8 protein-coding genes are annotated in these 11963 nt (G+C 72.0%); 6 read left to right on the top strand and 2 right to left on the bottom strand.

What is annotated here, in order from left to right:
- Positions 1-160 precede the first annotated feature (160 nt).
- Together ACIRYZ_RS32520 and ACIRYZ_RS32515 are read left to right on the top strand one after the other, a co-directional pair.
- Entirely contained in the window at positions 161-1099 is a 939-nt protein-coding gene (locus tag ACIRYZ_RS32520; RefSeq protein WP_402951306.1) for a 3-hydroxyacyl-CoA dehydrogenase NAD-binding domain-containing protein, read from the top strand.
- Between the two features lie 243 nt (positions 1100-1342).
- A complete protein-coding gene (locus ACIRYZ_RS32515) occupies positions 1343-1966 on the top strand; it encodes a DUF4232 domain-containing protein (protein WP_402951303.1) in 624 nt (207 codons plus the stop codon).
- Between the two features lie 86 nt (positions 1967-2052).
- Here the strand turns inward: ACIRYZ_RS32515 and ACIRYZ_RS32510 are convergent, their stop codons facing one another.
- Entirely contained in the window at positions 2053-2589 is a 537-nt protein-coding gene (locus ACIRYZ_RS32510; protein WP_402951300.1) for a transposase, read from the bottom strand.
- Between the two features lie 86 nt (positions 2590-2675).
- On the opposite strand from ACIRYZ_RS32510, the gene ACIRYZ_RS32505 reads away from it, so the two are divergent.
- The 3 genes from ACIRYZ_RS32505 to ACIRYZ_RS32495 all read left to right on the top strand — a co-directional run bounded on the left by ACIRYZ_RS32505 (position 2676) and on the right by ACIRYZ_RS32495 (position 6068).
- The gene (locus ACIRYZ_RS32505; RefSeq protein WP_402951297.1) at positions 2676-2891 is read left to right on the top strand and encodes a hypothetical protein; all 216 of its coding nucleotides are present in this window, start codon (positions 2676-2678) and stop codon (positions 2889-2891) included.
- Between the two features lie 320 nt (positions 2892-3211).
- Positions 3212-3787, top strand: coding sequence for a sigma-70 family RNA polymerase sigma factor (locus ACIRYZ_RS32500; protein ID WP_402951294.1), 576 nt, complete (start codon positions 3212-3214; stop codon positions 3785-3787).
- 67 nt (positions 3788-3854) lie between these two features.
- Entirely contained in the window at positions 3855-6068 is a 2214-nt protein-coding gene (locus ACIRYZ_RS32495) for an MMPL family transporter (protein WP_402951291.1), read from the top strand.
- Between the two features lie 66 nt (positions 6069-6134).
- Here ACIRYZ_RS32495 and ACIRYZ_RS32490 read toward each other — a convergent pair whose 3' ends face one another.
- Entirely contained in the window at positions 6135-8933 is a 2799-nt protein-coding gene (locus ACIRYZ_RS32490) for an AAA family ATPase (protein ID WP_402951377.1), read from the bottom strand.
- Between the two features lie 168 nt (positions 8934-9101).
- Between ACIRYZ_RS32490 and ACIRYZ_RS32485 the strand changes: the two genes are divergently transcribed.
- Entirely contained in the window at positions 9102-11954 is a 2853-nt protein-coding gene (locus tag ACIRYZ_RS32485; protein WP_402951288.1) for an ATP-binding protein, read from the top strand.
- Positions 11955-11963 lie beyond the last annotated feature (9 nt).

Raw genomic sequence — 11963 nt, 5'->3', positions numbered from 1 at the left:
CGCCCTCGACCGCCTCTCCAGAGCTGCTCGGGGCGGTGCCTCCCTCGACAGCAGCGAAACCCGGTCCGAACGCGACTGAACCGGGCACCGCGATCACCCGTGAAGCGGGCCGACGGCTTCCCTGTCCGCACTCTCCCTCCCCGCCGCGAAAGGCAGTCTCATGAGCACCTCGGAAACCTACTCCCGCGTCGCCGTCGTCGGCGCCGGCACCATCGGCGCATCCTGGGCCGCCCTCTTCCTCGCCCACGGCCTGCACGTGACGGTCAGCGACCCGCGCCCAGACCTGGAGGAGTACGTCACCGCCCAACTCGCCGCATTCACCCCGACGCTGGCCGCGCTCGGCCTGCCGACCGAGGACCTCACCGCGCGACTCGTCTTCGAGCCGGAGTTGGAGAAGGCCGTCGCCGACGCCGACGTGGTCCAGGAGAGCGGCCCGGACGACCTGAACCTCAAGCAGGAGCTGTTCGCCCGGCTGGGGGCGGCCACCCGCCCCGGCACCCTTCTGCTCTCCTCCACCTCCGGCATCCGCGCCACCGACTTCACCGCGCGGATGGCCGCCCCCGGCCGAGTCGCGGTCGGCCACCCGTTCAACCCGCCGCACCTGATCCCGCTGGTCGAGATCGTGCCCGGCGAACAGACCGAGGCCGGCGCCCTGGAGGACGCCGCCGCGTTCTACCGCCAGGTCGGCAAGCAGCCGCTGATCCTGCGCCGGGAGATTCCAGGCTTCGTCGCCAACCGCCTGCAGTCCGCGCTGTTCCGCGAGGCCGTCCACCTGGTCACCGCCGGGGTCGTCAGCCTCAAGGACCTGGACACCATCGTCACCAGCTCGATCGGCCCGCGCTGGGCGGCCGGTGGCCCGTTCCTCACCTTCAACCTCGGCGGCGGCCCCGGCGGCTTGGAGCACTTCCTGAAGCACCTCGGCCCCGGCATGGAGATGCTGTGGCAGCTGCTTGGCAAGCCGTCCTTCGACGAGACCACCATCGCCACCCTGGACGCCCAAGTGCGCGAGGCCTACGGCGACCGGACCTACGACCAGCTGAGCACGGTCCGCGACCGCAACCAGCTGGCCCTGATGGCCACCCTGCACAACGCCGACTGAACGACCCGAACTCGACCACGCGATGGCGCTCGGCACCGCCTCGCTGCGGATGACCAATCCGGTGAGAAGGCGTTTTCAGTTCCCGACGGCCGCCCCGGCTCGCTGCCGTCGGTGTTGCGCTCCGGTGGTGCGGCTGTTACGCCCCCGGGACGGAACGCGGTGAACTGGGGAGCGAGAAGGGACGTCATCTGGGGTGATCGGACGCACGACCTGGTGCCGTCCGCAAAACCGGAGGGGTGGAACATGCGGGTTGGTAGGGGAGTGGCAGCGGCCGCGACGGTGCTGGCGCTGGGGCTGGGGGCGGCGGCGTGCAACGACGACGTGTCGTCGGCGCCCGCGTCCGCGTCCTCGTCCTCGTCGGCAACCCCGGGGGGTGTCGGGGCCGCAGCGTCCGGCACTTCCGCCTCCGGCGGCACGGTCTCCACCCGCTGTCACACCGCCGATCTCAAGGCCGACGTCCAACTGCAGCCGGATCACCCCGGGTCCGCGATGGTCATGCTCACCAACAAGAGCCCGCGCACCTGCACGGTCCACGGCTACCTCGGCTACGGCGGGCTTCAGGCCGACAACAGCCCGGTGATAACCGGCAGTTCGCGGGTCGCGCACCCCGGGAAGCCGGTCGAGGTCAGCCTCAAGCCGGGCGTCTCGGCGTTCTCCGGCCTCAAGTGGACGTCCTGCGACAAGGCCGACCCGACGTGCAAGGTACTGGCCGGCATCACGATCACCCCGCCCGACGAGACCACCCAGCTCACCGCGAACCTCCTCGGTGTCGACGCCAAGCCGGTCCTGCAACTGACCGTCTCGCATGCCGGTTTCACGGTCGGCTCTCTCCAACCGGTCAGCCAGGGCGTGGTCTTCACCTCCTGAGGCCTCCACGGATCGAAGGCCTCAGGTCGGACTCCCCGGCTCAGGCCTGCTGGTGCACGGGAGCGGACGTGCGCGCCGGGTTTCGGTCACAGCGGTAGAAGACCTGCCGACCGCATCGGCTCGGCCAGGTGCGGGTTGGCGCCGTAGAGCGGCCGGCCCGTCCCGGTCCGGCACTCCAGGAACGGCAGCAGCGGCATCCGCCGCCCCAACTCGGCCGCAACGCCGCGGCAGACCTGCGCGTCGGCGCGAGCCGCCTCCGCCATGCCGAGCCTCAGCAGGCTGGTCACCCCCGAGCTGTCCTCGCCGACCACGAGCATGCTGCCACCGCGCCCGGCCGGCGTGCGGTCCAGCCGCTCCCGCAGCCAGGCCGCCTCGCGGCCGGCGGAACGGACGACTTCGGTGCGCCGACGGGTCAAATCCCGAAGTTCCCGGATCTCCCGGTCCGGGCCGAAGGAGCCCAGCGCCATACCGGACGCGCCGGCACGGGCCAGGAACGCCGCATCGCTCGGGTCGCTCTTACGGCCACGTATCCCCTTGAGATGCGCGGGGTTGACCAGGCGCAAGTTCAGATGCGGCTGAAGCATGTGGTAGACGCTCCGCCAGTAGTCCGAGGTTGCCTCCATGACGACCACTTCGACTCGAGCATCCGTCAGCCAGGCCAGCAGGGATCGCCACCCCGACCACCCGGCACTTCGGCGGCAGCACCGCCGTGATCCCGTTCATCGGCCAGACCGGGTACATCGGCCTGACCGCCTTCGTCCTCAACCTGCTCGTCGCGCTCGCCCTCACCGTGCTGCTGCGGGCCCTCGGCGCCCCGCAGGGCAAGGACGAGACCAGCCCGGAGGACTACCGCGCCGAGGCAGCAGAAGAGGCAGCGGGCGCCCCCGAGTCCGCGCCGGCCCCGGCGCTGACCGCTGCGAGCTGACGCCCGAGGAGACGACAGAGGGGGCGGCGTCGTACGGCGTCGCCCCCTTCAGCATTCGATACCGCCGGCCACCACCCTCGCAGCCTCGGCCGGATATCCGCCAGCTGACACATAACTGCAGGTCAGAGGGCCCGTACGACCGGAAATCCTCGCATACGGCAACGCCCTGGGCGGCCGACCGGGGGCGGCGATCCCCGTCTCCGGGCCGCCCGAACGTACTCAGCTAACGGATATTCCCCTCCCGCCCCCCGTGCAAACCTCGATCGTCGGCCCGACCGGCACAGCCACCCCTCATCGAAATCGAACGCGCGAGGATCCTCATGAGAACACTCACCCCGACCGTGCCGACGCAGGTGACCGACTCCCCCGCCGCCGCCCGGATGTCCGAGGCCAAGTTCCGCCGCCTGAGCGCCATGCACCGCCCTGCGGTCCTGTCCTACCTCGCCAAGCGGACCTTCGGAGATCCGCAGCTCGCCGAGGACCTCACGCAGGAGACCTTCATACGCGCCCTGCACCACCCCGAGATCCTGTCCGCCGACCACCGGACGGCGCTGCCCTGGCTCTACCGGGTGGCCCGGAACCTGCTCATCGACCAGTTGCGCTCACGCGGGCGCAGGCCCGTCGAGGTCGGCTCCGACGACCTCGACCTGCTCTTCGGCGAGAGTGCGGTCGCGGACGAGACCGACGCGCTCCTGACGAGCTGGTCGGTCCGCTCGGCGCTGGAGTCCCTGAGTGATCGTCATCGCGCTGTGGTCACCCAGGTCTACTTCGAGAACCGCTCCATCAACGCCGCCGCCGAGATCCTCGGCGTGCCCCCGGGCACCGTCAAATCCCGGTGCCACTACGCCCTCCGCTCGCTGAGGTCGACCTTGCGCGAGCACCAGCTGGTCGCGTAGTCGACGCGCTCCGTCCGGCGTCGCGACCGGCCCCCCCTGCCCACAGCTGCCACCCTTGGAGACCCGCATGACAACGAATGATCACCTTCACGCTCCGCACGACGGCCCGGCGGTGTCCGGGAATCCCCGCGAAACAGAGGGCGGGCCTGGGAGCCGTCGTCCCGAACGGAACGGACCGCCAGGCCTGCTGGGCCGTCTCGGCCTCTGGGCGGCGGGCCGACTGCGGCTGGTCACCGTGCTCTGGCTCGTCGTGGTCGCCGGGCTCGGCGCCTTCGCCCCGCAAGTGACCTCCTCGCTGGCCGGCGCGGGCTGGCAGGCCAACGGCTCGGAGTCGGTTCGCGTCCGCGAGCTCGCTCGGCAGCACTTCGACGGCAACGCCTCCTCCGCTCTTCAGGTCGTCATCGCCGCCGACCGGCCGGTGACCGACCCCGCCGTCCAGCAGGTCATCGGCCAGGTGACGGCACTGCTGAAGGCCGACCCTCGCATCGGCGAGGTGGTGTCGCCTCAACCCGGCGCCACGATAAGCCTCGACGGGCGCACCGCAGTCGTGCTGGCCGGTGCGAAGGCCGACACCAACGCCATGGTCCGTGCGGCAGACGACCTGAAGGGCCCGCTCAGGGCGCTGTCCGGAGCCGGTGTCCAGGTGAGCGCCACGGGCGCCTCCGTCCTGTGGAGCGACTTCAATGCCGCCAACCACGACGCGATGATGCAGTCGGAAATGCTGTCCTGGCCGGTGACGCTCGCGATCCTGGTGCTGGCGTTCGGGTCGCTGATCGCCGCCGGGCTGCCGCTGCTGCTCACCATGGCAGGGCTGGCGGCCTCGGCCGGCGCGCTGGTGCTGCTCAACCACCTGACGCCGACGTCGATCTGGGCGATGAACTTCGCGATGATGTTCGCCCTCGCCCTGGGCATCGACTATGCCCTGTTCATCGTCGTCCGGTTCCGTGGGGCGCTCACCCACCACGGCGACGCCCGGCGCGCGGTCGGCGAGACCATGGACACCGCCGGCAAGGCCGTCGCGCTGTCCGGTGCCACGGTCCTGGTCAGCCTCTCGGCCGTCCTGCTCGTCCCGTCACCCGCGTTCCGGTCGATGGCGCTGGGCATCATGATCGCGGTCACCTTCGTCCTGGCGGCAACCCTGACGCTGCTGCCCGCCGTCCTCGGCAAGCTCGGCGCCCGGGTCGACGCGGCGGCGCTGCCGTTCACCCGCCGCCAGGACGCCGCCGGCTCGCCCCGCTTCGCCGCCTGGGCCGACCGGCTGTGGGCGCACCCGCTGCGGTACGGCCTCCCCGCCCTGCTCGCCCTGCTGGCACTGGCCACGCCCGTGATCGGGCTCCGGACCGCCATGCCGTCGATCACCGTCATCCCGGCGGACTCCTCCGCCCGGACGGGCTACGTCTCCGTTCAGAAGGCGTTCGGCGCCGGTGCTCCCGGCGCCCTCCAGATCGTCACGCCCCTGGCCCAGGCCGGGGACGCCGCCGCCGTCCTCAAGCACACCCCAGGGATCGCGGTTGTGCTGCCGACTGCGAACGCGGCCGACCGGTCCGGCCTGGCTCTCATCCAGGCAGTCCCGGCCGCCGACCCCTCGGACCCCGCCCTGCGGACAACCGTTGCCGAACTGCGCGAGCACCTGCCCGGGCAGACGCTGGTCGGTGGCGCGGCCGTCGAGAACATCGACCTGCAGGACGTCCTGAACGCCAAGACCCCCCTGGTCGTCGGAGTCATCCTGGCGCTCGGTTTCGTCCTGCTCCTGCTGGCCCTGCAGGCGCCGCTGGTCGCCCTGCTCGGCACCGTCACCAACCTGCTCGCCACTGCCGCTGCCTTCGGCGCGGCCCGGCTCGTCTTCCAGGACGGGCACGGAGCAGGACTGATCGGTTTCACTCCGCAGGGCTTCCTCGACGGGTGGGCCCCGGTCTTCTTCTTCGCGATGATCTTCGCGATCGCGATGGACTACACCGTCTTCCTGCTCGCCTCGGCCAAGGAGCACTACGAACGCAGCGGTGACCCGCGCACGGCCGTGACCGCCGCGCTCACCCACTCGGGCCGGGTCGTTCTCGCGGCCGCCGCGGTCATGGTCGCGGTCTTCTTCACCTTCGCGCTCTCCGGCCCGCTGCCACCCAAGGAGATGGGCATCGTCCTGGGCCTGGCCGTGCTGCTCGACGCGGCCCTCGTCCGCCTGGTCCTGCTGCCCGTCCTGCTGCGGCTGACCGGACGCGCCGCCTGGTGGACTCCGGCCTGGCTCGGCCGGCTGCTGCCGACTCTCCGGTTCTCCCACGACTAGCGACGGAGGCGGCGGGTGCAGCGCCGACGCCCCCGACCGGGACACCCCGGCGCTGCACCCCGGGGCTCACCCCTGCGGCAGCAGAGTCGCCGTCACGGCGAGCCCCACCCGCGAGGACTCGCCCAGCTTGGCCATGATGCGCGACACGTGCAACTGCGCCGTCCGCCGGGAGATGTACAGGCGCTCGGCGATCTGCGGGTTGGAGCAGCCCTCCGCGACCATGGCCAGCACCGCGCGCTCGGTCTCGCTCAGCGCCTCCCAGCCCGTCGCGCTCTTGGCGGCTGCCTTCCGGCTTCGGATGGTGACCCCCTCCGCCCGCAGGCGCTGCCGGGTACGGCGGGCGTCCCACGAGGCGCCGAGTGCGAGGTAGCCGTCGACGGCCTCGGCCGAGGCGGCGGCGGCCCGGTCCACCGAGCCGGCGCGGGCCAGCAGGACAGCCTCGTTCTCGCGGGCGAACGCCAGGAACAGCGGGCGCCCCGCCACCTGGTACGCCGTGGCGGACTCGGCCAGCAGAGCGCTGTCCGCCTCGGCCAGCCCCCGGCAGAGCGCGGCGGTGCCGAGCTTGTTCGGGGACGGCTGGAACTCGGCGAGCTCCTGCGCGGACGCGGCGAGCGCGGCCAGCCGGTCCGAGCGGCCCAGGCTGAAGGCCATCCGGGCGGCGTCCGGAAAGAGGTGATCGAGGGTCACCACCTCACGTAGCTCGCCCGTCTTCCACAGAAACGGTTCGAGGAGGCCGAAGGCCCGTCCTAGGTCGCCCTCGGCGTCCAACACCATGGCTCGCACCCACCAGTGCAGGTACTCCGTGTAGGAGTGCGCGCGCAGGTCATCAGCCTCGGCCATGATCACGTCGGTGTGTTCGCTCCGCTGCTCTCGGCGCACGTGGATCAGCGCGGCGATCGCGCGCAGATCGGGTCCCACATCCAAGGGATCGACGGTGTCCAACCCACTCTGGACGGCGACCAGGGCGTCGTCCCAGTTTCCGCGCAAGAACTCGAGGTTGGCCATGGCGGACTGGTACCAGGGCAGCAGCGCCACTCCGGCCTGCTCGCTCTCCCTGGCCCCTGCGCGGAAGTCCGCGTGGGCCTCTGCCATTCGGTCGAGTTCGGCCAGACAGTAGCCCCGGGCCAGGAGCGGGGAGAGTTGGACATCGGATGAGGTCCCGGCCTCCCCCAACCGGTCAAGGGCTTCGGTGGCAAGGACAAGGGCCTCATCGACTCGCCTGGTGACCAGCAGGACCGCGGCCTGGGTCGTGAGACCGTATGCCGTCGCGAAGCCGTCGCCGCTCTCCCGCCCGTTCTGCACCGCGAGGAGGGCGGCACGTTCGGCCTCCGCCGGGCGGATCATGAGGTGAAGAGTCTGAGCCTCCAGGGCATGGAGGAGTGCAGCCTGGTTCAGGGGGAGACTTTTCAGGGCAAGCGCCGAACGCACCTCGGCCACCATCTCCTCCAGCCGCCCCTGCTGCAGGAGCGCCTGCGCGAGCCAACCACGCACCATGCCCTCCCACTCGACCGGGACGGGGTGCGCGAGTACGGCTCTGGCGGCGTGTTCGGCTTCGGCCGGCAGTCCGGCCCAGAGCAGGGCCCGGACAAGTTCGAGGTCCAGGTCCTGGAAGCCGGCGCTCGCGGTGGCACTGGCCCGGCGCAGCAGCTCGACCGCGAGCACCGGCGCTCGCACCAGCAGCGGATCCAGCGAGGCGCGCAGCCAGGCCAGGTCCCGCGGTCCCAGCCGGCCGGCCTCCAGCACGTGCTCCGCGACCCGTTCGACGGGCGCGCCCGCGCCGGCCAGCGAGACCCCGATCTGCTCGTGCAGAGCCGTGCGAACCGCCTGGGAGTGGCTCTCCACCACAGCTCGGCGGATCAGGTCATGCCGGAAGGCGAAGCCGCCGCCGCGCTCCTCCAACACTCCTGCCGCGAGCGCCTCCAGCACCGGCTCCACCAGGTCGGTGGCCGGGAGTTGGAGGACGGTGGTCATCTCGGCCGCACTGAATGCGCGGCCGAGCAGTGCCACCAGACGGAGCATCTCGCGGGTGGGCGCACTCAGGGCGTCGACCCGGTGGAGGATGGTGGCGCTCAGCGGAGCCGGCATGAGGGAGGTCTCCGGGCCGATCTCGGCCGTCGCTCCCTGCAGCTCGATCCGGCCCTCGCCCGACAGTGCCCGGACCAGCTCCGCCACGTAGAGCGGGTTGCCGGCCGCACCCGCGATCAGAGACCGCAGCCGCTTGCCCGGCCGGCCACCGGCGAGGTCGGCGACCAGCGCGGCGATCTCGGCCTCGGCCAGCGGCGCGAGGTCCGTGATCGGCACACCGGACTCGGCCAGGTCACGCAACAGCCCGGTGACGGTGGCGGTGTCCGGCGCGGGCCGACAGGTGACCACCACGAGCAGGGGCAGTTGGTCCAGTGCGCGTGCCAGCCGGCGGAGAACCGCCAGGCTGGCCGGATCCGCCCAGTGCAGGTCGTCCACCAGCAGCGCCAGCGGCCCGGCCGAGCACCAGTCGTCGAGGGTCGACAGGATGGCCTCGGCGATCAGGAACTCCTGGCCCACAGCCCCCGCCGGTGCCCCGACCCGCTCGTCACCACGCAGCAGACCACGGATCCGGATGACTCCCGGGTGTTCGGCGGCACCCGCCTCAAGGCACTCGCTGAGGACGGCGAACGGCACCGACCGGTCGATCTCATCCGCCGCACCGCGCAGGACCGTAATTCCGGCGGACCGGCACAGGGCCTCGACGACGTCGAGCACCGCCGACTTCCCGATACCCGGCTCACCGCGGAGCACCATCGCCTGGCCTCGGCCCCCCGTCAGTTGCCGAACCATGAGTTCAAGGTGCGCCCGCTCGGTCTCACGGCCCTGCACTGTTACTACCATCAAGATCCACTTCACCATCGCCCGACCATCACAGCTGCTCAGCGCCTCGGGCTCACGCCTGCCGGGCTGTCTCGGCACTCGGGCCAGTCTCCCAGACCCACGGATACGGGTTTTCGGGTACTGACACTCGAAACTGGATGAAAGGTTGCCAATGCGATAATTGCCAGAATGAGAACCAGCCGAGCGACCGCAACTCTGATCGGTCGGACGGCCGAGTCCTCGCAGCTCAACGACGTCCTGTCCACCGCCGCAGCCGGCCGAGGGGGCGCTGTCCTGCTCCGGGGTGAAGCCGGGATCGGGAAGTCCACCCTGCTGAGGGCCTGCGCCGACCGGGCCCAGGAGTCGGGCTTCGCGGTGCTCTGGAGCACGGCGAACGAGTCGGAGCGGCATTTCCCGCTCGGGACGTTCCTGGATCTGCTGGAACGTGACCAGCCGTGCTCCGGGCAGCTGCGGGCGGAGTACCGAGCCGCCGTAGAAGCCTCGGCCCGGCACACGGCCGCAGACATGACCGACCCGATGTCGGCCACCGCCGAGCGGCTCTTCCAGGTGGTAGAGCAGCAGTGCGCCAGCAGCCCGGTGCTCGTCGTGGTGGACGACCTCCACCGGGCGGACGAGGCTTCGGCGACGCTCTGGCTGCGTCTGGCCCGCCAAGCCGAGCAGTTTCCGCTCATGGTGGCGGCGTCCGTGACGCCCGGCACCGGCGCCGGCACCGAGGCCCTCGTGCTGCACACGCTGCAGCGCGGCGGTGGCCTCGTGATGGATCTGGAACCGCTGGCCCCGCCCGAGGCGGCCGCTCTGGTGGCCGCCTCGCTGGGCGGCCCGGTGGGGCCGTCCCTGCTGGGGGCGCTCGACCGGGCCAGCGGCAATCCGCTCCACCTCACCGAGCTGACGGCTCTGCTCCGCCGGCAGGGCGGACTGACGAAGGGGCAGCACGGGTTCGAGGTCACCCCCGGCCGTCACGACCTCTCGCTCGGGGCGGCGATCACCGACCGGGTCCAGCGGCTGTCCGCCGAGCTCCGCGCGGCCCTTCGGATCGCCGCCGTGCTGGGCATCGAGTTCCGGCCCGCCGATCTCGCCGCGGTGTCGCGCCGTTCGCTGATCGCTCTCGTTCCGGTGCTCGAGGAGGCACTCGCCGCCGCCGTACTGGACCCGGCCGGCGAGCGGCTCAGATTCCGTCACCACATGATGTGGCAGGCGCTCGTGGAGAGCACCCCCAAGGCCATGCGCGGTGCGCTGCACCGGCAGACGGCGGAGGCGCTCGATCTGGCCGGTGCGCCGCTCGACCAGGTGGCCGGCCATCTGATCCGGGCGGTCCCCATGGCCACCGACGCGTGGCTGCACGGCTGGGTCACCCGGCACGCCCGCGAACTGGTCACCCGCTCACCGGCCGTAGCGCTGGAGCTGCTGACGCAGGCCGTCGACGGGGACCGTCAGGCAACAGATCGGACCGGCCTGCAGCTGCGCACGGTCGAGGCACTCAACGCGCTGGGCCGGCCCGACGAAGCCGAGGTGACCGCACGTCAGCTGCTGGCCGCGCCGTCCTGCGCGCCCGATGTCGCGGCCGAGGCATCCTGGCTGCTCAGCGAGACGCTCTACGGCCGTTCCTCCACCGGTGCCGGGGCTCGGGAGGCCGCCGAGCTGCTTACCGCCGCTACCGCGATCGAGGGCATCAGCGAGCGGTCAAGGGCACGGTTGCAGGCCGAGAAGTCCTTCTACCTGTTCCGGTCGGGCCGACCCGACCGGGCCGCCGAGGCGGCAGCCGACGCGGTGGCCGGTGGTGAACGCTCGTGCGAGACCTTCGCCGTCGCCTACGCCTCCTGGATGCAGGCAGTGCTGGCCCGGATCGAGGACGGCGACCTGGGCTGCGCCTTCGAACTGAGCAGTCGCGGCCTGGCGCTCTCCGCCGGTGGCGCGCATCCCCGGGTCGAGACTCTGCTCCGGACCCAACGGCTGGTGATCACGGGCCTTCAGGACAGGCTCCCCGAGGCTGAGCAGGAGATCACCGAGCTCCGCCGCTTCGGCGAACCCACCCAGACGTACGGCCAGGGCGCGGCGCTCGCGATCGCGGCCCACCGCTTCCGCACCGGGCAGTGGAACGAGGCCCTCGCCGAGATCGAGCACCTGGGCGGGGAGGAGTTCCAGCACGCGGCCATCCAGGCGCGCGGCCTGGCCGCGCTGGTGGCCGGCCTCCAGGACGACGCGTCCGCGTGCGAGGCGCAGCTGGGGCTCCTGCGGGACCACCCGCTGCGGACTCCCGCCGACGGTGGAGCCGCTCACTGGCTCCTGATGGCGCGTGCGATCTCCTCGGAACGCGCCGGGCGACCGGACCAGGCTCTGGCTGCCCTGCTGCCTGTCCTCGACCAGCAGCTCGCGGCCGGCCCGGAGGACCCGTTCGAATGGCTGCCCGCGGTCGTCCGGCTGGCCCTGACGGTCGGTGACCACGCGACCGCCGAGGCCGCCGCCGCCCTCGCCGGCACTGCGCCGTCCCAAGGGCCCGGCATCGCCTCCTGGCAGCACACCGCCCTGCACGCCGCCGCGCTGCTCGAAGCCGATCCGGCACCGCTGCTGGCGGCCGCCGACCACTACGCGGCCTCGGCCCGTCCGCTGCGACAGGCGAACGCCTTGGAGGACGCGGCCGAGCTGCTCGCCCGGCAGGGGCGTCCGGCGGAGGCCAGACGCCGGCTGGAGCAGGCGGCGACCGCCTACACCGCGCTCGGTGCCGGCTGGGGGCTCCGCCGAGCCCAGGCCCGACTGCGAGCGGCCGGGGTCCGCCTCGGCGCGCGTGGCCCCCGGGCGCGGGCCACCTCCGGCTGGCAGAGCCTGACCCCGACGGAGCTGCGCGTCGCCCGCCGGATCGCCGACAGCCGGTCCAACCCGGAGATCGCCGCAGAACTGATGCTCTCCACCCGGACGGTCCAGACCCACGTCTCCCACATCCTCGCCAAGCTCTCCTTCCGGTCGAGGGTCGAGATCGCCGCCGAGGCCGCCCGGCAGGACCGCGTCCATGAGGAAGGCCGGTGATCGCGGCCG

It is taken from the genome of Kitasatospora sp. NPDC101155, assembly GCF_044768305.1.
GTDB lineage: Bacteria > Actinomycetota > Actinomycetes > Streptomycetales > Streptomycetaceae > Kitasatospora.
Note: the sequence above shows the minus strand (reverse complement) of the source record. Positions and strands in the feature narration are given on the sequence as shown.

What these genes read in the sequence shown, in the direction of transcription:
- ACIRYZ_RS32495 (WP_402951291.1), top strand. Translation starts at nt 3,855, where the DNA reads ATGACAACGAATGATCACCTTCACGCTCCGCACGACGGCCCGGCGGTG.
- ACIRYZ_RS32490 (WP_402951377.1), bottom strand. Translation starts at nt 8,933, where the DNA reads ATGGTAGTAACAGTGCAGGGCCGTGAGACCGAGCGGGCGCACCTTGAA.
- ACIRYZ_RS32520 (WP_402951306.1), top strand. Translation starts at nt 161, where the DNA reads ATGAGCACCTCGGAAACCTACTCCCGCGTCGCCGTCGTCGGCGCCGGC.
- ACIRYZ_RS32515 (WP_402951303.1), top strand. Translation starts at nt 1,343, where the DNA reads ATGCGGGTTGGTAGGGGAGTGGCAGCGGCCGCGACGGTGCTGGCGCTG.
- ACIRYZ_RS32510 (WP_402951300.1), bottom strand. Translation starts at nt 2,589, where the DNA reads ATGGAGGCAACCTCGGACTACTGGCGGAGCGTCTACCACATGCTTCAG.
- ACIRYZ_RS32500 (WP_402951294.1), top strand. Translation starts at nt 3,212, where the DNA reads ATGAGAACACTCACCCCGACCGTGCCGACGCAGGTGACCGACTCCCCC.
- ACIRYZ_RS32485 (WP_402951288.1), top strand. Translation starts at nt 9,102, where the DNA reads ATGAGAACCAGCCGAGCGACCGCAACTCTGATCGGTCGGACGGCCGAG.